Annotated in this window: 19 protein-coding genes and 1 pseudogene; 10 read left to right on the forward strand and 10 right to left on the reverse strand. The window is 57.2% G+C overall.

What is annotated here, in order from left to right; all coding sequences use genetic code 11:
- Positions 1-43 precede the first annotated feature (43 nt).
- The gene (gene tpx, locus BN3911_RS16585) at positions 44-559 is read right to left on the reverse strand and encodes a thiol peroxidase (protein ID WP_066868129.1); all 516 of its coding nucleotides are present in this window, start codon (positions 557-559) and stop codon (positions 44-46) included.
- 234 nt (positions 560-793) lie between these two features.
- Between tpx and sfsA the strand changes: the two genes are divergently transcribed.
- The gene (gene sfsA, locus BN3911_RS16590) at positions 794-1,495 is read left to right on the forward strand and encodes a DNA/RNA nuclease SfsA (RefSeq protein WP_066867602.1); all 702 of its coding nucleotides are present in this window, start codon (positions 794-796) and stop codon (positions 1,493-1,495) included.
- On the opposite strand, the gene BN3911_RS16595 is transcribed toward sfsA, so the two are convergent.
- Together BN3911_RS16595 and BN3911_RS16600 are read right to left on the reverse strand one after the other, a co-directional pair.
- Positions 1,474-2,592: an LCP family protein gene (locus tag BN3911_RS16595; RefSeq protein ID WP_066867605.1), complete on the reverse strand. Its 1,119-nt coding sequence runs from the start codon at positions 2,590-2,592 to the stop codon at positions 1,474-1,476. The two genes, sfsA and BN3911_RS16595, sit on opposite strands and share 22 nt — an antisense overlap.
- Before the next feature lie 39 nt (positions 2,593-2,631).
- Positions 2,632-4,284: an alpha-glucosidase gene (locus tag BN3911_RS16600; protein ID WP_066868132.1), complete on the reverse strand. Its 1,653-nt coding sequence runs from the start codon at positions 4,282-4,284 to the stop codon at positions 2,632-2,634.
- 248 nt (positions 4,285-4,532) lie between these two features.
- On the opposite strand from BN3911_RS16600, the gene BN3911_RS16605 reads away from it, so the two are divergent.
- The gene (locus BN3911_RS16605) at positions 4,533-5,543 is read left to right on the forward strand and encodes a hypothetical protein (RefSeq protein ID WP_066867608.1); all 1,011 of its coding nucleotides are present in this window, start codon (positions 4,533-4,535) and stop codon (positions 5,541-5,543) included.
- 26 nt (positions 5,544-5,569) lie between these two features.
- Here BN3911_RS16605 and BN3911_RS16610 read toward each other — a convergent pair whose 3' ends face one another.
- The gene (locus tag BN3911_RS16610) at positions 5,570-6,685 is read right to left on the reverse strand and encodes a helix-turn-helix domain-containing protein (RefSeq protein ID WP_066867611.1); all 1,116 of its coding nucleotides are present in this window, start codon (positions 6,683-6,685) and stop codon (positions 5,570-5,572) included.
- 134 nt (positions 6,686-6,819) lie between these two features.
- Between BN3911_RS16610 and BN3911_RS16615 the strand changes: the two genes are divergently transcribed.
- Positions 6,820-8,934, forward strand: coding sequence for a glycoside hydrolase family 36 protein (locus BN3911_RS16615; protein ID WP_066867613.1), 2,115 nt, complete (start codon positions 6,820-6,822; stop codon positions 8,932-8,934).
- Here the strand turns inward: BN3911_RS16615 and BN3911_RS16620 are convergent.
- The 3 genes from BN3911_RS16620 to BN3911_RS16630 all read right to left on the reverse strand — a co-directional run bounded on the left by BN3911_RS16620 (position 8,931) and on the right by BN3911_RS16630 (position 12,805).
- Positions 8,931-9,581 (reverse strand): lysoplasmalogenase, encoded by a 651-nt coding sequence (locus BN3911_RS16620; protein ID WP_066867616.1) that lies wholly within the window; start codon positions 9,579-9,581, stop codon positions 8,931-8,933. The two genes, BN3911_RS16615 and BN3911_RS16620, sit on opposite strands and share 4 nt — an antisense overlap.
- Positions 9,582-9,836: 255 nt before the next feature.
- On the reverse strand, positions 9,837-10,982 hold the full coding sequence (locus BN3911_RS16625; RefSeq protein WP_242871167.1) for an S-layer homology domain-containing protein: 1,146 nt from the start codon (positions 10,980-10,982) through the stop codon (positions 9,837-9,839).
- An 86-nt stretch (positions 10,983-11,068) separates the two neighbouring features.
- Positions 11,069-12,805: an FAD-dependent oxidoreductase gene (locus BN3911_RS16630; RefSeq protein ID WP_066867622.1), complete on the reverse strand. Its 1,737-nt coding sequence runs from the start codon at positions 12,803-12,805 to the stop codon at positions 11,069-11,071.
- 502 nt (positions 12,806-13,307) lie between these two features.
- Between BN3911_RS16630 and BN3911_RS16635 the strand changes: the two genes are divergently transcribed.
- Together BN3911_RS16635 and BN3911_RS16640 are read left to right on the forward strand one after the other, a co-directional pair.
- Complete coding sequence (locus tag BN3911_RS16635) at positions 13,308-13,886, forward strand: manganese efflux pump MntP (RefSeq protein WP_066867625.1); 579 nt, start codon at positions 13,308-13,310, stop codon at positions 13,884-13,886.
- Between the two features lie 130 nt (positions 13,887-14,016).
- Complete coding sequence (locus tag BN3911_RS16640) at positions 14,017-14,817, forward strand: ZIP family metal transporter (protein ID WP_066868135.1); 801 nt, start codon at positions 14,017-14,019, stop codon at positions 14,815-14,817.
- A 307-nt stretch (positions 14,818-15,124) separates the two neighbouring features.
- Here the strand turns inward: BN3911_RS16640 and BN3911_RS16645 are convergent, their stop codons facing one another.
- Complete coding sequence (locus tag BN3911_RS16645; protein ID WP_066867628.1) at positions 15,125-17,056, reverse strand: glycoside hydrolase family 127 protein; 1,932 nt, start codon at positions 17,054-17,056, stop codon at positions 15,125-15,127.
- Between the two features lie 238 nt (positions 17,057-17,294).
- Here BN3911_RS16645 and vanR point away from each other — a divergent pair, with 238 nt between their 5' ends.
- From vanR to BN3911_RS16670, 5 genes and pseudogenes are all read left to right on the forward strand, one after another.
- Positions 17,295-17,993, forward strand: a complete 699-nt coding sequence (vanR, locus tag BN3911_RS16650) for a VanR-ABDEGLN family response regulator transcription factor (RefSeq protein WP_066867631.1) — start codon at positions 17,295-17,297, stop codon at positions 17,991-17,993.
- Positions 17,994-18,033: 40 nt separating this feature from the next.
- Positions 18,034-19,119 carry a sensor histidine kinase gene (locus BN3911_RS16655; RefSeq protein ID WP_082942337.1) on the forward strand — a complete coding sequence of 362 codons (1,086 nt, stop codon included), beginning with the start codon at positions 18,034-18,036 and terminating at the stop codon, positions 19,117-19,119.
- 362 nt (positions 19,120-19,481) lie between these two features.
- A pseudogene (locus BN3911_RS16660) lies at positions 19,482-20,018 on the forward strand (M15 family metallopeptidase); the annotation flags it as partial.
- 236 nt (positions 20,019-20,254) lie between these two features.
- Entirely contained in the window at positions 20,255-21,016 is a 762-nt protein-coding gene (locus BN3911_RS16665) for a DUF2087 domain-containing protein (RefSeq protein WP_066867644.1), read from the forward strand.
- A 79-nt stretch (positions 21,017-21,095) separates the two neighbouring features.
- Positions 21,096-21,935 (forward strand): LysM peptidoglycan-binding domain-containing protein, encoded by an 840-nt coding sequence (locus tag BN3911_RS16670; RefSeq protein ID WP_066867647.1) that lies wholly within the window; start codon positions 21,096-21,098, stop codon positions 21,933-21,935.
- 244 nt (positions 21,936-22,179) lie between these two features.
- Here BN3911_RS16670 and BN3911_RS16680 read toward each other — a convergent pair whose 3' ends face one another.
- Together BN3911_RS16680 and BN3911_RS16685 are read right to left on the reverse strand one after the other, a co-directional pair.
- A complete protein-coding gene (locus tag BN3911_RS16680; protein WP_066867653.1) occupies positions 22,180-24,039 on the reverse strand; it encodes an ATP-binding protein in 1,860 nt (619 codons plus the stop codon).
- Positions 24,033-24,779, reverse strand: coding sequence for a LytR/AlgR family response regulator transcription factor (locus BN3911_RS16685; RefSeq protein ID WP_066867656.1), 747 nt, complete (start codon positions 24,777-24,779; stop codon positions 24,033-24,035). The genes BN3911_RS16680 and BN3911_RS16685 overlap by 7 nt, the downstream gene beginning before the upstream one ends.
- Between the last annotated feature and the right edge of the window lie 139 nt (positions 24,780-24,918).

A 24,918-nucleotide genomic window follows, 5' to 3' on the forward strand; every position in this document is an offset into this window, starting at 1 on the left:
ACTGCGGTCCGCGTTTGTAACCCTTTCCAGACCGGACGGGCCTTTATTCAGCTGCGCGGCAGCTGCCGGGAAGCTTCTTCAAGCAGTTCAAACAAGCCTCATAATCGGGGTGTTCCGCCACCTCCGGCACATATTCCACATAGACAAGATTGCCCTCTTCGTCCGCCACAAAGACTGCGCGGGTCAAAAGGCCCAGCTCCTCAATGCGGGTGCCTGTGGCTTTTCCAAAGCTGTGATCCCTGTAATCGGAAAGGCATCTCACCCGGTCAACACCCGCGGCGCCGCACCATCGCTTTTGGGCAAAGGGCAGGTCCATGCTGACTGCGTATACCGAAACACCCTCGAACTGTGCCGCTGTCTCGTTGAAACGCCGCACCTCCAGATCGCACACGCCGGTATCCAGGGAGGGGACTGTGAGCAGCACACGGATACCGGTAAGCTCACTTCCTCTGACCGTTTCCAGCCCGTTCCCAGTCAGTGTAAAATCCGGCAGACTGCCGCCCTCCCGCAGCGTTTTTCCACAAAGCGTCATAGGGACGCCCTTGAAGGTAACCGTCATATTTCCGCTTCCTTTCTTTCCTCTGGCAAATCTGTTTTCAGGACGGCGGCTCCTGATTTTTCCTGGAATCCGGAAGGCAGGGACAACTTCCGCCGCAGGCGCACGCCGTTCCTTTTTAGTATGCCCGGCAAAACGGAAAAACCGCATGCCGGCCCGGCTGTAAACCAGGCGTTGTGCGGTGTCAGGAGAAAATGTTATAATGAAAAAAACAGCAGAAAAAGGAAGCGTTGGCACATGCAGTATAAAACCGTAAAACAGGGAATTTTCCGGGCCAGGCCCAACCGCTTTATCGCCCATGTAGAGCTCGCAGGCGAAACCTGTGTTTGCCATGTCAAGAATACCGGGCGCTGCAGGGAACTGCTGCTGGACGGCGCGACCGTTTACGTGGAGGAAAGCAGGAATCCCGCACGCAAAACAAAGTATGACCTCATTGCCGTGGAAAAGGGAAACCTGCTCATCAACATGGACAGCCAGGCCCCCAACCGGGCGGCCGCGGAGTTTTTGCCGAAGCTGCTGCCCGGCCTCACCCTGCTCCGGCCGGAAACCGTCTACGGCAGCTCCCGCTTCGATTTCTATGCGGAGGCCGGAAGGGGCAAATGGTTTTGGGAGGTGAAGGGCGTGACTCTGGAAGAGGACGGCACGGCCATGTTTCCGGACGCCCCCACACAGCGCGGCGTGAAACACCTGAAGGAGCTGTGCGCCTGCCTGCGGGAAGGCTACCGGGCGGGGATTCTGTTTGTCATTCAGATGAAGGGCGTTTCCCGATTCATCCCCAACGACAGGACCCATCCGGAATTTGGGGAGGCCCTGCGCGCCGCTGCCGCCGCGGGGGTCCGGGTACTGGCATACGACTGCCTTGTCACCCCGGACACGCTCTCGCTGGACGCCCCGGTTCCGGTTTTCCTCAACAGCCCTTACGATACCCCGCTGCTTTGAGCGGAAGGCTGTGAGGGGCCCGCTTCGAGGAACTCGCGGATATGCCGGGCAGCCTGTTCGAAGTCATAAATAAAAACCCAGTTGTCGTCAAAATCCGGGTCGAGGCCTCCCCAGGCCTCCTCGCGGTCTCCCGGAACGGTGAGCGTCTCCACGGTGAAATCCGTCAGCAGAATTGGGGAAAGGGCCAGGATATCCTCCAGATCCAGGGACGTTTTACACAGCGGCATCACCGCACGGATGAGCTCGGCATAGTTTACCCTGCCGCCCCGTACCTTCTGCAGCACAGCCTCCAGCACCTTCTGCTGCCGCCCCGCCCGAGCGGCGTCGCCGCCCAGCACACGGATCCGGCTGTAGGCCACGGTCTGGTTTCCATTGAGGTGCGCCATTCCGGCCTTTTCCTCGATAAAATCCTCCGGTACAATCTCTGCCCGGGTGTCATCCTGAAGCGCCAGATTCAGGTTCGCATTGATCTGCCCGGCTTCCTCCGCCGTGATCTCCAAATCCACGCCGTCCACCGCTTCGATCACCTTTGCCGCGTTTCCGAAATTGACGGACACATAGTCCTGGATGTTGAGGCTGTAATCCTCCAGGGCAAAGGTTCGGTTCAGCGTATAGACGGCAAGGTCCGGGCCTCCGTAGGCATAGGCGGCATTGATGCGTGCGGGGCTGCCCTCCAGCTCAACCTTGGTATCCCGCAGGATCGAAATCAGCTTTACCATCTTATGGCGGTTGTCCACGGACACAATCATCATAATGTCGGAATTGCCCTCAAAGCTGTCCCCGCGGGTATCCAGTCCAAACAGGGCGATATTGGTGACGCTGTCATCCAATTCCACGTCCTCCGGGATTCCCAGCTTTTCCAGATCCTTGGACAGCGGCTGGGTGGTTAGGCCGCCGATCAGGCTGGTGGAGACATAGGCCATGGCGCTGCCCGCGCCGATCAGGCACACGCAGACCAGCGCCAAACAAAGTTTCAGGCACAGAAAAAGCCTTTTCCTTTTCTTTTTCCCCCGCTTCAAGGGGGCGGAATAGCTGGAAACATCCTCAAAGTCTGGATTCCCCACGGAGCCCTTTCCATTTCTTCCTGTTTTCATCATAAGCCTCCGCTTCCCCGGCAGGCCTCCTGCCGGAATCTTTTATCCAAGCCGGAATATGACGGATTCATAGGGCCGCAGCTGCGGCCCTCCATACCCGCCTTCACGGTCATAGCTGGAGAGCAGGACCTTCGCCTCCTTCGGTACCAGGTCCAGAGGAAGTTCTGCCCTCTCCGGGGAAAAATTGTGGAACACCAGCAAAGTTTCCCCCTCATAGCTTCGGCGGTAGCCCAGCAGGCTCTCCTCCGGCAGGTCAAAGAATTCCAGATCTCCCCGGGCGAGCACCGGGTGCTCCCTCCGCAGGGAAAGAAGCCGCCGGTAGCACTGCAAAATGGAATAAGGGTCATTCCTCTGGGCTTCCACATTGATTGTTTTATAATTGGGGTTCACAGGAAGCCAAGGGGTTCCCACTGTAAATCCTGCCTGCGGGGAACTGTCCCACTGCATGGGGGTTCTGGCATTGTCGCGGCTTTCCAGCTGGGCCTGCCGAAGGGCCTCCTCCTCGGAAGCGCCTTCCAGCAGCGTTTGGCGATAGCAGTTTTTGGCGTCCGGATCGTCATAGAGCTCAATGGAGGGAAACCTGACGTTCGTCATGCCGATTTCCTCGCCCTGGTAGAGGAACGGGGTTCCCGGAAGGGTGTGCAGCAGCATGGCCAGCAGCTTTGCGGAAACCTCCCAACAGCGCCCGTCGTCCCCATAGAGGGAAACCTGCCTGGGCTTGTCGTGGTTGCTGAAGAACCGCGCCCACCAGCCGGAATCCCGCAGCGCCTCATAGCTCTCCCGAAGATCCCGCTTCAGCTTTCCCGGAGACCAGGTGCTGATCTCCACCTTCGGCGGAACAAAGGGGATGGCCATATCAAACTCCCGCCGGGCCGTGCGCACATAGTTCATCAATTCCAGGGAAGTGGCCGCGGCTACCTCCCCCACAGTCATCACGTGATACTTTGAAAAAATTCTCTCGTTCATCTCCCGGATATAGGCGTGGGTGCCGGGACGGCCTGCCAGCTGGGCTATACAGAAGGAATAGCCGTCGGGCTCCGGAGCGGTGGGGGAATCGGGAAAATCTTCCGGCTTGTCCAGATAACTGATGGCGTCCACCCGGAAGCCGTCCACCCCGCGCTCTACCCACCACTCCATCATGCGGTAAATTTCCTCCCGCAGTTCCGGGCAGGCCCAATTGAGGTCCGGCTGCTTTTTAGAAAAAAGGTGGAGATAGTACTGTCCCCGTTCCGGCACATATTCCCAGGCGCTGCCGCCAAAGGCCGAAGACCAGTTATTGGGCTCTTTTCCACCCACCGGGTCGCGCCAGATGTAGTAATCGCTCTTGGGGTTCTCCCGGGAGCAGCGGGATTCCTGGAACCACCGGTGTTCGTCGGAGGAGTGGTTCACCACCAGGTCCATGATCAAACGGATGCCTTTGCTATGACAGGCGTCCCGCAGGCGTTCCCAATCCTCCATGGTGCCGAATTCTTCCATGATCTCCTGATAATTGGAGATGTCGTAACCGTTGTCGTCGTTTGGAGAACGGTAAACCGGGGATAACCACACCGCATTCACGCCCAATTCCTCCAGGTAGTCCAGCTTTTGCAGGATGCCGGGCAGGTCGCCCACCCCATCCCCATTGGAGTCACAAAAGCTGCGCGGATAAATCTGATAGATCACCAGGTCCTTGACCCAGTCCATTTCCTGTTGCATCGATGATACCTCCCTGCCGTCCCCACGGACCGCTGTATTTTTCTCCAATAAACCGCACCTGCGGCGGGCAAATTTTTCAACCGGCAATTTTCTTGTCAAGGAAGACGCAGCAAACCGATAAAACCTTACAGCGGAATCCTTTTTTTCAGGAAATTTTGACAGAACAGTCCCAGCCAAAGCGACTTTTTGTTCTGAACATCCGCTTCCGGCATACAATGAAATATCCATGAAAATAAGGAGGAATCCACTTGAATTCAGCCATCCACTATCTCCTCCATGCCAGCGGCCCCCAGCAGGTCTCCTACTTTGACTCCAACTTTTCCCGGCTGGAGCGGACGGTGCGCCTGAGCGGATACCCCCACAGCGCGCAGCAGACGCTGTTCGCCGCTGTGTGTAGGCGTGCGGAACAGGAAAACACACCGATAGAAATTGTTCACCACCGCCTGGATAATTCCATGCAGGGCGTCATTCTGCCGGAACGCTCCGCAGGCGCTTTCGGTTTTGACGTCTATGACCCTGAGGAACCCAATGTGCTGGCCGTACTGGCTCCGGAACAGCTGGCCCCCATCCTGGAAAATCTGGAAAAAGCCAGAAGCATTTTCGGCAAGGCCAGGCTGCTGCACGACGAGCAGGAAAAAATTTACCTCTCCCAGATGGATTTTTCCGCCGCCGACCGGCTGACGGAAAAAATGATTGACCTGCTGCTGGGCGGAAAACAGTCCGGCAGGCCAGGCAGGGAAATCCACCGCTTTTTCGGCGCTGCCACAGCCGACGGAAACCTGGACTATGTGCCGGAGGTAACGGCCTCCATCCCAAAGCGGTATTTCATCAAGGGGCGTCCCGGCACGGGAAAATCCACCTTCCTGAAAAAGCTCGCCCGGGCGGCCCTGAACCGGGGCTATACCGTGGAACGGTATCACTGCTCCCTCGACCCCAAAAGCCTGGATTTGGTCGCCGTGCGGGAGCTGGGCTTCTGCCTGCTGGACAGCACCGCTCCCCACGAATATTTCCCTTCCCGTTCCGGAGACGAAATCCTGGACATGTACCAGCTCTGTGTCACTCCCGGTACGGACGAAGCCTATGCCGCCCAATTGCAGAACCTGCAAACCGCTTATAAGGAGCTGGTTCAGACCGCCGTAAGCTGCCTGAAGGAGGCAAAGGGGGCCGCCGATCGGTTCGACGCCGCTCTGCCCCAGCCGGATCCCGCCGCTATGGAGCAGGTAAAAGCAAATCTGCTGGCCCAGCTCTTCTCCCCGTGATGAAAGGGCCGGGAAGGGGAATCTTTTTACCTGTCCCCCAGCTCCTGTTCCAGGTGTTCCACCAGCCTTCGGAAGCGTGGATCCTCTTTCAGAGGGGCAAACAGGGGATTCTCCCTCACTGCCTCTACCAACCCCCTGCGGATGAGCTTTTCATTCCGCGGCGCGGAGGCCCCCAGCTCCAGCCCTGAAATCCAGGGGTCAATCCGGTCAAAGAAGGCGTCGCCGCGGAGGGCTGCGGGAAAGATCAAACCGCACAGACGAGCATACTCCTGCAGATACCGGATGGTTTTCTCCCGCTCCCCCAGCTGGTACCAGCCGTAACCTCCCACATAGGCAACCTGTGCCGCCAGATAGGGGTGAAGCTCCTCCACTCGAAAAAGACTGCAAATCCCCTCTGCCCGGCGCATTCCCTCCTCAAACCCTTCGGGCTCGTCGGATACGAGCGTCAGATAGGAGGAAAGGTTGCTCAAAAGCTCCGTCACATGACGGTACAGACAGACCTGAAGCACCTCTTTGGCTCCCGAGAGATCCCCCTGGGACTGCATGGCGGCGGCATAGATGGATTCTTCCCCCAGCCCAGGCATGCGGTTGACGTCTTTTAAAAGCGCAGTCGCCTCTTCCGGCCTTCCCAGCATCAAACTGGCGGCGGCTTCCAGGGAATTTGCCGCACGCAGCAGCGTGACGTCCCCGCTGCCCTCCTTCACGCGGACGCAGAGCTCCGCCGCATATTCCTGCACCTGCCGGGCGAGCTTCCCGTTTCCCGCCAGCGCCGAATGGTTCAGCAGCAGCCCCGCCATCTGCAGCAGCAGAGGAAAACAGGAATAGTAATTCCGCACCGTTTCTCTGCACTGCGCCCAGGCCTCCTCAAAGGCGCCCCGGCAGAATTTTTCCGACAGCTGGGCATAGAGCCTGCGGATTTCCTCCCGGGTCATCTGGGGCTTATAATCCAGCAGGGCGTCCACGCTGATGTCAAAGTACGCGGCAATCTGGGGCAGCAGTAAAATATCGGGGCAGCTCTGCCCGGTTTCCCATTTGGAGACCGAAGCCTTGGAAACGCCCAGATAGGCCGCCAGTTTTTCCTGGGTCACCCCCTTCTCCCTTCTCTTTTCCGCCAGCATATGGGCCAATCCCAGCTCTTTCACAGCGCTCTCTCCTTTTTCTCACTTTCGGTTCACGGGTTTCCCGGCATGGGGCCCCTGAAAAAAGCCTTTACTTCTCTCTCCGCTTTCTGTAAAATAGGGTCAATAAATGTCTGTACAAGCAGGAGGAATTTTCATTGAAACGAATGACAGTCACAGAAAACGGGCTTCATCTGGTGTTTGAAATCAACGGGGAAAACGAGATCAAGCTGCTGCATTTTTCAGCCCTGCCCTTTGACGAACGGACCCTCACCTCCCAGGACGGGACTGTGGGGTTCCGTCTGGCAGAGGTGCAGATTTCCGGCCTGGACCGTCCCGGTGAGCGCCACGGCCTGAAATATGTGCGCACCGCACCGGGTTACCGCCTGAAATACCAGGATTTCTCCGACACCCGCAACGAACTGGGCAGGAAGCTGGTGATCACCATGGCGGACGAGCCCCTCTCCCTGATTGTGCGCAGCCATCTCCAATTTTATGACGGCGTCCAGGCGGTGCGTTCCTGGACCGAGGTGGTCAATTCCGGCGGCGCGCCCAGAGGCCTGGAATACGTTTCCTCCTTTGCGCTGACCGGCGTCGAAAAGGAAGGCCTGCTCCCCTTCGACCAAAAACTTGCCCTGTACCTGCCCCACAACGGCTGGCAGAAGGAGCTGCACTGGAACCGCTATACTCTCGCCGACCTGGGCATGTCGGTTTCCCAGCCCGCGGAAACCATGCACACCTCAAAATACATCAACATCTCCAACACAGGCAACTGGTCCACTAAGGAGTATCTGCCCATGGGCTGCCTCTATAATCAGGAGACAAATTCCTCCCTCTACTGGCAGATTGAGCACAACGGCTCCTGGCACTGGGAGATCGCCGACCAGGACGGCCACCTCTACCTGCAGCTTTCCGGTCCCACGGAGAACCAGTCCCACTGGTGGAAAAACCTGAAGCCCGGCGAAACCTTTACCACCGTTCCCGTCTGCGTCGGCTCCTGCCCCGGAGGCTTCGACGAGGCTATGGGCCAGCTGACCGCCTACCGCCGCGGCATCCGCCGGAAAAACCGAGACAACGAAACCCTGGCCGTCATTTTCAACGACTACATGAACTGCCTGTGGGCGGACCCCACCACTGAGAAGGAGCTGCCCCTCATCGACAAGGCGGCGGAGGCGGGGTGCGAATACTACTGTGTGGACGCGGGCTGGTATTCCGACGGCTTCTGGTGGGACAACGTGGGCGAATGGAAGCCTGCCGAAGGCCGGTTTCCCGGCGGCCTGAAAGAGGTGATGGATTACATCCGGAAAAAGGGCATGGTGCCCGGCGTCTGGCTGGAAATCGAGGTGATGGGCATCAAATGTCCCCTGGCCGACCAGGTTCCCAGGGAGTGGTACTTCCTGCGCCACGGCGAAAAGGTTTACGACCGCAGCCGGTACCAGCTGGATTTCCGGCATCCCGGAGTGATTGCTCACGCCAACGGGGTGATTGACCGGCTGGTGCGGGAATACGGCGTGGGCTATATTAAAATGGATTACAATATAGAGCCCGGCATCGGCACGGAGGTGGACGCCGACAGCTTTGGCGACGGCCTGCTGGGCCACCAGCGCGCCTATCTGCAGTGGCTCGACTCTGTGTTTGCGCGGTACCCGGAGCTCATCATCGAAAACTGCTCCAGCGGCGGCCTGCGTATGGATTACGCGCTGCTCTCCCGCCACAGCATCCAGTCCACCAGCGACCAGGAGGATTACCGCCGCTACGCCACCATCTCCGCCAACGCCCCCTCCGCCCTGACGCCGGAGCAGGCCGCCATCTGGAGCTATCCCCTGTCCGAGGGGGACGAGGAGGAAGTTGTCTTCAACATGGTAAACGCCATGCTTCTGCGCATCCACCAGAGCGGCCACCTGGCAAATCTCAGCCCGGAACGCTTCGCACTGGTGCAGGAGGGCATTTCCTGCTACAAGGGCATCCGGCAGAACCTGAAAACCGCCGTCCCCTTCTGGCCGCTGGGGCTCTCCTCCTATGGGGACGAGTGGGTTTCCCTGGGGCTCAAATCCGGCCCGAAGACCTACGTGGCCCTGTGGCGCAGGGGAAGCGCCTCTCCCGTCTGCACGCTGCCGGTGAAGCATCTGCTGGGCAGGCAGGCGGAGGCGCGCTGCCTCTACCCGGCCCGGGGGGACTGCAGCTTCCGGTGGAATCCGGAAGCCGGCTCCCTCACCGCAGAACTGCCCCATCCGATGAGCGCTCGGCTTTTCGAACTCACCACTGGGGATTAAGCCGCCCAAAGCGGCGCTGCCAGCAGATACAGGGCGCCCCAATAGAGGAGCATCACCAGCTTGTGGAATTTCGGGTCCAAACCTGTGAGCTCCCCCTTTGCCACCAGCATGTCGGAAATAAAAAAGCACAGCGCGCCCACAGCGGCTGGCCAGAGCGCCGGACCCGCAGTGAAGGGCAGGGGCGCGGCCAGCGCCAGGGAGGCGCTGAGCACCGCGGGATACAGGCAGAACGGTATTGTCAGCCTGCCAAGCTTGGGGATTTCCCTGCGGAACAGCACCGCAGACGCCCCGTAGGGCACGGCCCAGAACAGCAGGCTCCACCAGGTGGGCGGAGCAATCCCCCAAAGCCAGAACAGCAGGCACACATGGGCCGCGCCAAACACCAGCATGCCCGCCACAAACTGCAGTTCCAGCAGGGCGTCCGCGATGGTGCAAAGTACGAAAAACCAGAATATCCCATGGCACAGCGGGTTTTCTCCCCGCAGGCAGAGCGCCAGACCGGCAGAACTCACCGCCAGAAAGCTGCCCGCACATTTGGCGATCAGGCTGTGGCGCATCGTCCGCCGGTCCCGTCGCAGCAGGAAATACAGGGCAAAAATAGCCGCCCACAGCGGCAGGGCCATACAGGAAAACAAAAACAGATTCACAGAACGCACCTCCTACCAATTCCACGCGCCGGACAGTTTCTCCGGCCTCTTCTCCATTATAGCCGCTGTATGTTCCAAGAGCAATCAAAATTCACCGAGTAGAATTTCAAACGTCAAAAGAGCCGCCGCCGGCAGCTGCAAATGCAGCCCGCCCGCGGCGGCCTCTTCATTTCCGATAGGATTACCCCAATCCTGAACGGCACAGATACCGGTGTCGTACGGCGGCCGCCAAGCAACCGCCGCCCGGCTTTTAACTCAATAGACCCTCTGCAGCTCAAACCGGTGCAGTATAGCGGCAACTTCAGCGCGGGTGGCCAGACCCTGAGGGTTCAGCCTGCCTTTCTCGTCCCCCTTGAGAATGCCCTGGCCCACCGCCCAGGACATTGCATTCTTCGCCCAACTCTGCACCTTTCCCCCGTCGGCAAACTCATCCAGTTTTCCGGTGGGGTTGGCGTTCTTGTCTTCCGTGACCATCATGGTAAAACGGCGAAGCATGGCGGCCAGCTCTTCCCGCGTGATGTTGGAGTTCGGGCGGTACCGGTTGTTTCCCTCGCCGTCCGCAATTCCCATGAATTTCAGCCAGCAGGCTCCTTTGTAATAATAAGCGTTCGCGTCCACATCATCAAATCGGATTTCAGGAGGATTTTCTACCTCTTTATCCGGTTCATTTACCAGCCGGTACAGCACCGCGGCCAGCATGCCCCGCGTCAGATTCGCTTCGGGAGAAAAGGCCGTCTCCGACGTGCCCATCAGCAGTTGGTTCCGGAAGCTCCACAGGATATCCTGCTCGCCCCAATGGCCGGAGATATCCGTAAACAACACCGGCGGATCCCCCTCCGCCACAAAGTTCACCCCATGCTCCACCGCATACCGGTGCGCCCCGGAATCCGTGGGCGCGTAGATCGTGAAGTTCTCATTCCTCCAGGGCAGCGCCTCCTCCGGGATATGACGTATGCTGGCCGGAAGATGAGCCTCCTCCAGATACCTGAACCGTGCCGTGCCAAAGCGTCCTACGCCTTCAAGCACTACAATTTTTCGCAAGCTGTCGGGGAAAGCCTGGTCATCGGGCGTATAGGGCTCTTGGAGAGAATCCATCGTGCCCGGAAAGGTGATGGAAGCCAGGTCGGAAAATAGCAGCCCATATTCCTGACTCCAAAAGTCATAATAGACCGCTGTCACCCGATATCCGTCCACCTCCGAGGGAATCACCAAATCTCCTGTCAAATCTTTAGAATTTGTAAGCAGCAGCGTAGTTCCTTTCTGCCACATCTCTTGTTTATAAAATTCAATGTATCCGCCGTTCGTCTCATACAGAATTCTATAAGGATCCGGGTATTCCAGCGCGGATGCGCCCAGCGTACCGCAGCAGGCTAGCAGGACTGCCAGAAACAGGGAAATCATTTTTTTCAATCTGACCAAGCCTCCTATCGCAATGGGTTTAGACGGGAAGGCGGGACAGCCTGTCCCGCTCTCCCACACTTTCTCTTTTATGAATTAGAGTACGACTTCTTATCCAGCCTCACATCCTGTCCTTTCAGCCTGGTCCGAAGCGTCGTAATGTCCGCGGAGGAAAGGTTGTAAGGCCACTTTTTGGTGGAAGAGGACGCATTGTATTCCGCGCAGTAGCCAGCCGCCACGCCCGCCGCATCCCCCAGCACCGCCAGATTGGGCGCCACCCTGGCCTTTGCCCAGGCATAGGAACACATGTTGGCCGCGTAGCCCGGCAGCAGCAGATTCGCCACATACCGCGTGGTCAGGGCGTTGTAAGGAACATAGACAGGCTTAGGGGGACTCTTTGACGAATCCCGGGTATATTCCGTCCCCCATACATAATTCCCATTGACCTTCATCTCCTCTATCTTATAGGGGTGCATATCGGTCCCATAGTAGATGACGCCCACAGCGGTGGGCTTATAGGCAAGATCAGCCCCCGTCTGTGCAGCTTCCGATGTGCTCGCATCTTTCGACGCCGTCATGGTGATATGATAATTGGTATCCTCTGTCCCATGAGCGCGGTTTGTGGAAACATCCGACATGTGCACGGTCTCCCGAAGATACAGCACCTCGCCGGTGACCACCTTCCCATTGCGGATTACCAGCTCCGCATTTGTGAACTGGGGCCCCAGGGACTGGATGCATTCCGTAATCGTCTTCCGTTCCGTTGTATTGTTCAGCAGGTTGTTGGCCTCCGCCCAGGATTTATCCACATTCCAGCAGCCCCCCACCACATTGTTGGGGTAAAATTTAGTGCCCACGTCCCGTTCGTTTGCCCTGCCGTCCACGTGGAAAATCATCAGCGTGTTGATCCACCACTCGTCGCTGTCGTATCCGTCCCGGGCCATATTGTAGCCCTTGAAAGCGTACCTTCCGCCATGGCTGTCGTTAAAGGTCTTGATCGGGCCATTGGGGTTGACCAGGCCCACCCTGCCGCCTGCGGATTCACAGCACTTTCCGTCGCTGCGGTAAGTGGAGCCGGAAGCGTTCTGGCTTCTGTAAAAATAATCCCATTCTGCGCCATTTGCATCCACGATCCGGTCGGTTCCGCTTGGAGGAGCAGCCGGCGGGACAACCCCCTTGATTTTGAACATCAGCGTCGCCGCCTGCTGCCTGCCGGTGCTGTCCGCTCCGTCCAGCAGCTGCTTCCCATTTTCCGACCAGGGCCAGTCATACCGGCCCACCGTGACGGAGGTATTGGCCATGCGCGCCAAGCGCCCTTCTTCGGAGGCATCCACAAAGATATCCCCCGTTTTCACCACTCCCGTCTCATTTTTCCAGACGATATATCCGCTGGAGTTGCGCTCGATCCCCTTTAAAGTGACGGAGGTGATCCGGTAGGGGCTGCCGGTTGTGGCAAAGTCGCAGATATCCGTACGGTACATCACTTCGATATTCGTCCGTTTCCCCACCATGGTGGCAAACTTCTGGGCGAGGGTGTCGGTGCTGTAGCCCTTCCCGGCGTAGTCGCTCACCTTGTTCCCGTTTTTGTCAAACAGGTAATCGCTGAAGGTATAGTAGAAGGAACCCTTTTGCTGAAAGTCTGCCCTTGCCGTACCTTCCTGATCCCAATAGTTCTGCCCGCCGACCGTGACGATGCCGCCCAGCTTTCCCGTGGTATCCGGCACGACCAGAAGGACCTTCCCGCTGGTGATCTGCGACGCCGCCTTGCACGCCGCGAACACCGCCTGCAGCCCGTTTCCGTAAACGATCACTTTGTAATCCGACATAGGTAACGCTCCTTTCGCATCCGGAACCGGATGCCGCTCATCGCTTGTTTCCGCTTTCTCCCTACGTCAAGCCAAAATACCGGCAGGCAATCATCTCTTTTCGACTGTTTCTGATATTTATAAATTCACATTACCACGTTCCGACCTCTAAGTCAAGAATCGGCACTAAATATATATCAAATTACACATTTTATATACATTTTTAATATTTTGCACAATCCATGTCTCGATTCATGCCTACCATATCTGACTGCGGAACAGGGCAAGGGCAGTTCCCAAAGGAACTGCTTGACAAGCTTTCCATAATCAGATAAAATAATAAAACACCCTGTGGGGGAGTAGTTTGCGGGATACCGCGGCATTGCCAACATATTGATGGAAATCTGGTTCTGCCTGAAAAAACGAGACTCACGGAAAGCGGCGTTCTGCCGCCTTCCGCTGAGTCTTTTTTTGGCTGCGTGGGCGGCCGCCGCGGAGAAACAGAGAGGGGAATTGGAAAATTATGGGACTTTTCGAACTTTTCACACTGGCTGTAGGCCTTTCTATGGACGCTTTTGCGGTGGCCGTCTGCAAGGGGCTGGCCCTCAAGGCCGCCAAGCCGCGGAACATGGTGATAATAGGCCTGTGGTTCGGCGGTTTTCAAGCGCTGATGCCTCTGCTGGGGTACCTGGTAGGCATCCAGTTCCGGGACAGCATCACGGCTTTTGACCACTGGATCGCCTTTGTGCTGCTGGGCCTGATCGGCGCCAACATGATCCGCGAGGCGGTCTCCAAAAAGGACGGCTGCGAAGACTGCGGCGAAGCTGACGCTTCCCTCTCTTTCCGCTCCATGCTGCCCCTGGCGCTGGCCACCAGCATAGACGCCCTTGCCGTGGGGGTAAGCTTTGCTTTTCTGCAGGTGGATATCGTGCCGGCGGTCTCGTTTATCGGCGTTATCACCTTCCTGCTCTCCGCCCTGGGCCTGAAGCTTGGCAGCCTGTTCGGCGTGCGCTATAAGAGCCGCGCAGAGCTCATCGGCGGCATCATCCTGATTCTCATCGGCCTGAAGATTCTGCTGGAGCATTTGGGTGTTCTTGGATAAATTGAGAATTAGTTTTAAAATTCTACATACTACCAGAAAACCCGGGCTTTTTCACTTGACAAAGCCCGGGTTTTCCTGTACCATGTTAGAGGATACTAACTGATTATAAAGAATCTTTGAGGTGATTTTTATGACTGCGCAGTCCATACTCTGGGCCGCCGGAGGAACCGGCTTCACCTTCCTGATGACCACCCTGGGCGCCGCCCTGGTTTTCTTCTTCAAAAACAAAATCAGCGCTGACGTGCAGCGCATTTTTCTGGGGTTTGCAGCCGGGGTGATGATCGCCGCCTCCGTATGGAGCCTGCTTATCCCGGCCATTGACCAGGCGGAGGGATCCGGCATGCCGGGCTGGCTGCCCGCTGCGGGCGGATTCCTGCTGGGAATCCTTTTCCTGATGGCGATGGACGCCCTGCTGCCCCATCTGCATGCGGGCGCGGCCAGAGCGGAAGGCGTTGCCTCCCCTTGGAAACGCACCACGCTGCTGGTGCTGGCCGTCACCCTGCACAACATTCCCGAAGGCATGGCTGTGGGCCTTTCCTTTGCCTTGGCCGCCCAGCATGCCGGAAACGACCCGGCCCTCTATGCCTCCGCCATGGCGCTGGCCATCGGCATCGGCATACAGAATTTTCCCGAGGGCGCAGCCATCTCCCTGCCGCTGCGGCAGGAGGGGCTCTCTGCCGGGAAAAGCTTTCTTTACGGCTCCCTTTCCGGCATTGTGGAGCCCATTTTCGGCATCCTGGTGGTCTTGGCAGCCGGTACCATCCAGCCCTTGATGCCCTGGCTTCTCAGCTTTGCCGCAGGGGCCATGATGTACGTGGTGGTGGAAGAGCTGATTCCAGAGGCCCACCTGGGGGAACACTCGCACCCGGGCACCTTGGGGGTCATGGGCGGCTTTCTCATCATGATGATTTTGGATGTGGCGCTGGGATAAGGGCAGGCCGCGGACTCTTCTGCACCCCATCACCACCTTTTGAAAAAGCCGGGCGAAAACTTTACTTTTTCCAATGGCCCGCAGCCCGGCAAGAACAAGCCGGCAGCGGCTAAGGGACGCGGGAACAAAACCGAACGTCAGATGATCGGGAGGAGCGCGGCGAACGACCCTCCGCCACTTAAAAAAGGCCGTCTTTTGGAAGAATGACGGCCAAAGGCTTTTTTTATACAGCAGAAGGCCGTCAGCGGGGAAAAATCCCCTGCTGACGGCCTCTCCGTTTTTCTATCCGCATTCCTTCCGAACCCGGTCAGGCCTCCGGCAGCCAGACGCGCATCTGGTTCAGGCCGCGGTTTCCCCAGGTATAATAGGGCACCATGCGGATTTCCGTTTTCTCCCTTCCGGGCCGGCTGGCCGTGTACAGGTCTTCCATCTGCTGGGTACGCCATCCATCCGCCAGCACTGGGACCACACCGCCCAGAAGTCCGGCATCAAAGTCCTCCTCCCGCAGAGCCCCATCCCGGTTCAGGGATAGGGAGAGGATATCGCCTCCATTGTCCACACCCTCCGCGCAGTACACCAGGGGCCCGCGCTGCACCGCCGCGCAGCCGGTATCCGCCGGAATTTTGGAGGAGGCAAACACCTTGCGGGGCGTCATATCCAGAGTAAGCTCGATCACGTCGCCCTCATGGAACTGCCTGTTCAGCATGGCATAGCCGTCCCTGACAGCCGCCGCCAGATCCACAGCTTCTCCATTGACCGTGAGGGCCGTGTTCCGGCTCCAGCCGGGAATCCGCAGGGCCAGGACAGCCTCCTGCTCCCCATGGAACACATAGCGCACAGCGCCGCAGTGGGGATAACCGGTTTCACAGCTGAGGGAATATCCCTTGGCAGACTTTACGGTCCCGCCCAGATAGAGATGGAGGAACAGGGCCTCCTCCCCTTCGCTGTAGGCATAGCTGCCGATGGAAGAAAGTACCCTCGCCACATTGGGCGGGCAGCAGGCGCAGGCGTACCACTGGGGACGCTGGGGCAGGTCATGCCGCTGGGTGGCTGCTTTTCCGGAAATCCCCGGCACCACCTCCAGCGGGTTGACATAGAAGAAGCGTTTGCCGTCCAGCTGCATACCGGCAAGCACCGTGTTGTACAGGGCGCGCTCCATCACATCCGCATATTCGCCTTTGGCCTCCAGCTCCAGCATGCGCCGGGCAAAGAACATCAGGCCGATGGAGGCGCAGGTCTCCGCATATACGGTGGCGTTGGGCAGGTCGTAATCCACTGTAAAGGCCTCTCCGATCACTGTAGAGCCGATGCCGCCGGTGACATACATCCTGCGGTGGGTGATGCTCTTCCACAGCGTTTCGCAGGCCTCCTTCAGGCCCGCGTCCCCCGTCTCGTTGGCCAGGTCTGCCATGGCGGTATACAGATAGACTGCGCGCACGGCATGTCCCACCGCGTCTTTCTGCTGGCGGACAGGCAGGGTGCTCTGGGTGTAATCGGTATCCTCGGCGTCATTGCCGGTAGGCCCCCAGACGTTCCAGCCCCGCTTCGCTTTCTCTTCCATAAAGTAGTTGGGCGCTTCGCCGCGCACATCCACAAAATGCTGCGCCAGCTCTTTATATTTGGAATTTCCGGACGCCCGGTACAGCCTCATCAAGGCCAGCTCCACCTCGGGATGGCCGGAATACCCCTTGGGGCAGTGATTCATAAACTGCTCGTAAATGCAGTCTGCATTTTTTTCCATCACCTTCAGGAAGCCGTCCTTGCCCGTAGCCTCATAATAGGCGCAGGCAGCCTCCATCAAATGGCCCGCGCAGTACAGCTCGTGTGCCTCCTGCAGGTTGGTCCAGCGGCGCTCCGGCTCTTTGACGGTAAAATAGGAATTGAGATAGCCGTCCTCCTGCTGGGCGGAGGCCAGCAGCTCCACCACGCCGTCGATTTCCTTTTCCAGTTCCGGGTCGGGCTGCACGGTCAGGGAATAGGCGGCGGCCTCCAGCCACTTGGCCACGTCGCTGTCCTGAAACACCATTCCGTAAAACTCTTCCGTTACAGGATTCCCGGCGGTTTTCTTTGCCGCAATGCGGAAGTTTTCCAGCGCATGGCTCTTCTCCACGCCCTCCAGCCTGTCGTTGAGAATCTCATACTGGTAGGGAATCACCTGCTCTTTTACCAGCCGCTGACAGTCCGGCAGAAAGCCCTCTCCCGGCTGAAATGCCGTAACCGGCACAGACCTGCTTTTCATCGTTCAAATTCCTCCCGTTTCTACCTTCGAGTTTCGGTTTCCCGATGGACACATGATAGCATATTCGATTTGTACGTACAAGCGTTTTTCTCTATTTTCTTTTCGTTTTTGGAAGAATCCCCCAGCATTGCTTTAAAAGAAATGCAGCGTAAGTACAAAAACCCGGGAAACTCTGGTAAAATAGCAGAAGGAGTACTTGCGCGGACAAAATATCCTGAACTGCAGAAAGGGGTTCTTTATGCAACGAGATAAAATACTGATTGTCGATGACGAGCATGAAATAGCCGATCTCGTCTCCCTTTATCTTGAAAATGAAGATTTTCAAGTTTTTAAATTTTACAACGCTATGGATGCGCTCCGCTGCATCGAAACAGAGAAGCTGGATTTGGCCGTATTGGATGTGATGCTCCCTGATATGGACGGCTTCCAGCTGTGCCAGAAGATCCGGGAACAACATCAATATCCGGTTATCATGCTGACGGCCAGAGGCGAGGGAATTGACAAAATCAACGGCCTGTCCATCGGAGCGGACGATTATATGACAAAACCGTTCCAGCCTCTGGAACTGGTCGCCAGAGTGAAAGCGCAGCTGAGAAGATATAAACGCTACAATGCCGGCCCGGAGCATGACAGTGAAATTATCGTCCTCTCCGGACTGTCTCTGGATATAAAGTCCCATACTTGTACACTGAACGAGCATCCGCTCTCCCTGACCCCTACCGAATTTTCCATCCTGCAGATTTTATGTCAAAATAAAGGGCGGGTGGTCAGTTCGGAGGAACTGTTCCGCCAGATTTGGAAAGACGAGTATTATACCAAAAATAACAACACCATCACCGCGCATATCCGGCATCTGCGGGAAAAAATGGGGGATTCCTATGAAAATCCAAAATACATCAAGACCGTCTGGGGATACGGGTACAAAATTGAGAACTGAAAGAAAGAAAACGGGTTATACCGCCTTTCAAGTCAGGATTATGCGGCGTTTCTGCATCAGCGCGATCATTTCAACCGTGATCGTGGTCGGCCTTTACCTGTTCTTATGGAAACATCGCATGGGCGATTGGATCATCTCCCTGATGGAACTGTGGATGGACATGGACCATGAAGAGGCGTTTCTCCTATATAATAACTATTTTCGGGGCTATAGGGAAATCTTTTTTGCTGTTGCGATCATTCTCGTTTTTTTGCTGCTGCTCTGGTACCTGTTCCGATGGATGGCCCGGTACTTCAGGGAGATCAATTCCGGAATCGACAGCCTTCTGTCTGACCACGCGGAGCGAATCCAGCTTTCCCCGGAGATGGAGCCCTTTGAAAACAAGCTGAACTCGGTGCAGAACATTCTGACACAAAGGGCACAAGCGGCCAGAACTGCTGAACAGCGGAAGAATGAGCTGGTCATGTACCTGGCGCACGATATCCGGACGCCCTTGACCTCCATCATCGGGTATTTGAATTTGCTGGAGGAGATTCCCGATCTCCCCGCCGTGCAAAAGGCAAACTACATTCACATCTCCCTGGAAAAAGCATACCGTCTGGAAAAGATGATAGACGAGTTTTTTGAAATTACCCGTTACAACACCCAGCAAATCACCATCACCCCCAAGCCTGTTGACCTGTATTATCTGCTCGTACAGGTGATAGACGAGCACATCCCGCTTCTTAATGAACATGGAAACTATGTCGCTTTCCAGGCGGAGGAACCGCTGCAGGTTTGCGGCGACGCGGAGAAGCTGGCCCGTGTATTCAACAATCTTCTTAAAAACGCAGCGTCATACAGCGAATCCGGAGCAGAGGTCATCGTACGTGCCGAGGATAAGGGGGAAAAAGTTGTTGTGTCTGTCTGCAGTTACGGAAAAACCATTCCGGGGGAAAAGCTGGACACCGTGTTTGAAAAATTCTATCGCCTGGATGAATCCCGCGCTGCAGGCACAGGAGGAACGGGGCTGGGGCTTGCCATAGCAAAGGAGATCGTCACCCTGCACGGCGGGACGATTACAGCCAACAGCGAAAACGGATGGACACGCTTTACCGTTACACTGCCCATTGCAAAAAAAGCATAATCCCTTCATTTTTTCTTAGGAAAAGAACTGTTTGATCTTTAAAATCACAAGGCCCCTGTCTGGTAAAATAACAGCCAGACAGGGGCTTTTGCTTTGCCCTGCATGAAAGGAGCTGCTTAGTCGTTATGGAAGAAAAAAAACAGTTTGGCCGCAGACGTCAGAGGCGCCGGCGGCGGAGCTGGCCGCTGCTTCTGCTGCCCGTTGTTTTAGTTCTATGCCTTGCAGCGGCTTATTGGATAAGCGGGTATACTTTCCCGCAAGAACCTGCCGTGGAATACCCCCTGCAGAAAATTCCTGTGACAGTGACAGGCGCGCCACAGGACGGCGAGCCTGCTGCTGAACCGGAGTCCGCTGCTATGCCATGGTATCTCACCTTGGTAAACCGCTGGAACCCGCTCCCGAAAACGTATGAGATCACTCTGGCGGAGATTCCGGGCGGGGAAAAAGTGGATGAACGGATTTACGAGCCCCTGATGGAAATGCTGGAAGCGGCTAAAGAAGACAATTGGGATCAGCTGCCGATGGTAGTATCCGGCTATCGGACTTCAGAGAAACAAAAGAGCTTGTACAATGATAAAATCCGGGAATATCAAAAACAGGGGTATTCCGTGGAGGAGGCCGCAGAAATGGCAAAGGAATGGGTCGCTGCCCCTGGATACAGCGAGCATCAACTAGGCTTTGCGGTGGATATTAACGGCGCGACCTATGACCTCTATTTCTGGCTGCAGGAAAACAGTTATAAGTACGGCTTCATTTTTCGTTATCCAGGCAGCAAGACCGATATCACGGGCACTGCTGAGGAAGTCTGGCATTACCGCTATGTTGGAAAAGAAGCGGCGGCAGAGATTTACGAGCAGCAAATCTGCCTGGAAGAGTATTTGGAACGCATAAAGGAATAATTCCGGAAAAACGGGCGTCCCGCAGGGCGGCACTACAGCATAGCCTTTCCATAACAATCCGGCAATAGACGGTTCCTCTGTCTTCACAGCCGAAGTTCTGTAAAGTATTTCGGCTTTCCAGTTTTGCAAGTGAGGCAGTAAAACCGACGCAAAAGATCAGCAAATTTATGTTGACAAATTTTATAAACTTAATTATAATAAGTTTATATTATTCCGAAACAAACTGAGGGAAGAAGATGAAATTCTTAGAGGAACAGGACATTGCCTGCCTGAAAGCGGGCTATTCCTTCGACGGGGAAAAAGAGGCTTTTGTCTGCCCGGTATGCGGGGAGAGCTTTGACGCGGAAGAGATTTTCTGCGTTGAGGGCCGCTACCTCACCGCCCGCAGAGCTGCCGCCCGCCACTGCGAGAACCGTCACGGCGGCCCGCTGGCCGCCCTGCTGGAAAGCGGGAGCAAATATCTTGCCTTTACGGAAAACCAGCGGGAGCTGCTGGAGCTTTTCGCCTCCGGCCTTTCGGACGCCGCCGTGGCCAAACGGCTGGGTGTGACCGCCTCCACGGTGCGGCACCAGCGGTTTACCTTCCGGGAAAAATGCAAAACAGCCCGGATGACCCTGGCGGTTCTGGAGCTCGTTATGGAATTGGCAGAACAAAACAGAGAGAGCGCCGACGAGGCGCTGATTCCCGTACACGGAGGTGCAAAAATGTTGGACGAACGATATGAAATTACCGAAGCGGAGGAGAAAAAAATCCTCTCCGGCGTGTTCTCTTCCCTGGAACCGCTGAAGCTCAAGGTCTTCTCCGCCAAGGAGAAGAAAAAAGTGGTCATCCTGAAACGGATTGCCCAGGAATTCGAACCTGGGCGGAGATACACGGAGGGAGAAGTCAATGCCCTTCTGAAGGAAATCTACTTCGATTTTGCCACCCTGCGCCGCTATCTGGTAGAATACGGCTGGATCAGCCGGGAGAAGGACTGCAGCGCCTATTGGCTGAACTAGCGCCGTTCCTCCCGGAAGCTTTCCGCAAAGCACCGCCTCCTTCCCTTTCGCATAGCATAAAGGGAAGGAGGCGGTTTTTATGGCGATTCATGTGGTGAGCCCGGGGGATACGGTGTGGAGCATTGCCCGGCAGTATGGGGTGTCTCCCCAGCGCATTCTCAGCGATAACGGGATTCTGAATCCTCAGGCCCTGCCCTCCGGCCAGGCTCTGCTCATTCTGATTCCCAGCGTGCTGTATACGGTGCGTCCCGGAGACACCTTATCCTCCATATCCAGCAAATTTGCCATTCCCCAGCTCACGCTGCTGCAAAACAATCCCAGCCTGATCAATTCCCCCTACCTGCAGGTCGGACAGACGATTGTGATCGCCTTTGAAGAGGAAAAGCAGCGGCGGATCACCGTAAACGGCTACGCCTATCCCTACATCCGGGAGGATATCCTGCGCCGCGCCCTCCCCTACCTCACCTATCTCACCATATTCGGCTACGGCTTCACGCCGGACGGTGCTCTGATTCCCATCAACGACGAGCCTCTCATCCGCATGGCCTACGAATACCGTACAGCGCCGGTGATGCTGCTCTCCTCCGTCACAGAGGATGGGAATTTCAGCGGGGAACGGGCCAGCCTCCTCTTTCAGAACCAGGCCCTTCAGGAAACGGTGATGGACAATATTCTTGCCTTGATGCACAAAAAAGGCTATGTGGGCCTGGATGTCGATTTTGAATATGTGGAGCAGAAGGACGCAACCGCTTTTCTGGGTTTTCTGGAATACACAGCCTCACGCCTGCATGCGGAAGGCTTCTTCCTCCACACGGACCTGGCGCCCAAAACCTCGGCGGCCCAGGCGGGGCTTCTCTACGAAGCCCACAACTATGGGGAAATTGGCAGAATATCCGACACGGTGCTGCTTATGACCTAGGAATGGCAGTCGCTAGCACACTGGCTGAAACCATTGTACAGCAAGGCCTTTAGGCCGAAAAGGGCCACCCTGTTTGGGATGGCTTTTGGTCTCCTAGAAAAAACACGGCAGGACGCATTTCCTGCAAAAACAACTCCCATCGTGGACCAAATAAAAAACCGGCCCTGCGCTTCCCGGATAGGAAAGCGCAGGGCCGGTTTTTCTGATCCATCGAATTTCCGAAGACAACTCGGTTTGCATCCATTTACAGGATCAGCTGTATCCTGAACCAGCCGTCCTTTTGTTCGTAGGAGCAGACAGCGCCGTGCTTTTCGCAGAAAGCGGCGATGGAGCGTGTGCCCATTCCGTGGCCACGGCGTCCAGTCACGGGCAGGCCGTTCTGGTCCAGCCGGACTTCTCCCACACAGGTATTCGCCACCTCAAACATAAGCCGGGGACGGTTGATACACTTGCAGACGATTTTCCGTTCCCCTTCCGGAAGCTCCGCACAGGCGTGGATGGCGTTCTCCAAAGCGTTGGCAAACACGGTGGACAGCTCCACGGCATCCACGGGCAGCTTATCCGGGACAGCGAGGCTGGCCTCCACCTGAATCCCCTGCTGCTGCGCCTGACTGAAGTAGGAGGAAAAAATAGCGTCCAGCACGGAGTTTTGGCACCAACGCACCGGCTTCAGCTCGTCCAGGCGGGCCTGGGACGCGCTGATGTAGGCAAGGGCCTCATCGCTTTCTCCCTTTTTTACCATTGCGGCCACTGCCTGCAGCTTGTGCCGCAGATCATGGCGCTCAATGCGGATGGCCTCGTCGGCGGAGTGGGCTGCTTCCAACCGGCCCTGCAGGGCGGATACCTGCAGGGTGAGCATGTCCGCCTGAACCCGGCTTTCCGCCATCTGATGGATCGCATCGCCCACGCTCATCCCGGCGCACAGCACGAACAGCGCCACGCCGCACCAGTAGAGGGGCAGAGTGGGCAGGCCGCGAACCGCCTGTTCCAGCACCACGACTACCTGGGCGGCAAGCCCACGGGAAACCAGGCAGGCCGCGGCCAGCGCCGCGACAAGCGCTCCCAGCCCCAGAAAAAATACCCGGAATCCCCGGTTCCCGCTCCGGGCCTCCAATGCGGCGTACACCAGCGCCGCAGCGATGGAGAGATAGAGCGCCTGGGCGCACAGCGTATAAAAGGGGGCGAGCAGGGACAGCCCCAGCGCATAGAACAGCGGCGGAGCCAATGCCACGACGGCAGGGATCAGGATCAGGGCTGCCCGCAATTTCCTGCGGCCCAGCTCCATCCGGCACAGCAGGTAGCAGAGGGGCAATGCCACAAAAAGAGGTGGAACCAGCGCCGACGCGGGGATATCCAGCGCGGAGTGATACTTCAGCTGCAGGCCGTATTCCCAAAGCTGATAGAACGCCTGCAGCGCAGCCGCCAGCGTCAGCAGGAGCATAGGCCAGTCCCAATTGCCTTGAACCCCGCTGTAGAGAAACAGGCCCAGTAACAAAAGAGCGGCTGTCATGTAGGCCGCGGCGGGCATTCCCAGCCGGTTTGCCGTGGCGGCGGTGCTGGCAATCTCCACCGCCCGGCTGGATAGGATTACCCTCGGCGTCCCGTAGGAATCTGCGTCCCGTTCAAAGGCCAGCGTAAGCATTTTGTCGCCGTAGCCGGGGGGCAGGGTGAGCCGGGGGACCTCTCCGGCAGCCGGAACCTCATAGCCCGCGGGCAGCTCCACACACTCCGCCCTGTCCCCGGAGCCGGGGGCCGTGGTGTAGAGCAGTTCCCCATCCAGAAACACGCTGACCGGCCCATCCAGTTCCAGCGTGGTATAACCGCTTTCTTCATAGGCCGGGTCCAGCACCCGGGAGAGGTAGACCGTGCCGGTCGTCTCCGCCGCCTCTTTTGGGGCGAGCGCCACGCGCCCGCCCGCGTCGTCCAGCCGGTAGATATCCCATCCCCCGGCGTCGGCAAACGTTGGGGTGAGGAACAGCTCTTCCTCGTCCGTCACCGTATAGGAGTGGAACAGTGCCAGCGCCGCCACTGCCAGGGCCAGATAACAAAGTGCCGGTATCCACGCCGGGACGCGCCCGGTTTTCTTTGATTGCCTGTTCAGCACGGCCCACCGCCTCCCTTCAGCCAATATTCCCCCCACTGCTTTTTCACCTGGGTGACAAGCCTGCGGGGCAGCGGGATGCTGAAATGATTCCCCACCGTCAATTCCCCCTTGTCCACAGCGGTTACATAGTGGAGATTGACCGCGAAACTGGAGCCGCACAGGACAAACCGGGCGTCCTCCAGCAGCGGGGCGATTTCCGCCTGAAACGGGCCGTGAAGGGTCATGGTGTCCACCGTCTCCCCGCCGGTGAGATGGTATCGCGCCAAACGCCCCGCCAGTTCCACATAGAGGATTTCGTCCAACGGCGCCAGCCGCACACCGCTTTTGGTCTTGATTGGCATAGAGACGGCGCGGCGCTTTTCCAAAAGCGCCGCCGCCCGGTCCAACACCTCAAACAGCTGGAACCGGTCCACTGGTTTCAAAATGTAATAGAATGCCTGGGCCAGATAGGAATCCACCGCGTAATCCGGCGACGTGGTGAGATAAATGATGGGCGCGTCGCTCCCCAGCTCCCGCAGCTTGACGCCCACGTCGATACCGGACAGCTCCGGCATGATGACGTCCAGCACATAGAGGTCAAAGCCCCCTTCCGCCTCCGCCTGTTCCAGCAGTTCCTCCCCGGAGGAAACCACGGTGAGCCGGGCGGCGAGGCTGGGGCGCTGTTCCATATATTCCCGGAGCAGTCCGCCCGTCAAGCTGCGCTGCCCCGGCTCGTCGTCACAAAGAGCGATTTTCAACATGATAGGTTCCCCTTGTCAAGCGACTTTTTCCCCAGGACGTGCAAATTTCGCACAAAACCATACCAAATTTACACTTTGCCCCACAAGCCGGCTTTTTTTCATTAGAATAACAGTAGCAAAAGACCGGGGGGTCTGTCAA

The organism is Neglectibacter timonensis, assembly GCF_900048895.1.
Lineage (GTDB): Bacteria > Bacillota > Clostridia > Oscillospirales > Acutalibacteraceae > Acutalibacter > Acutalibacter timonensis.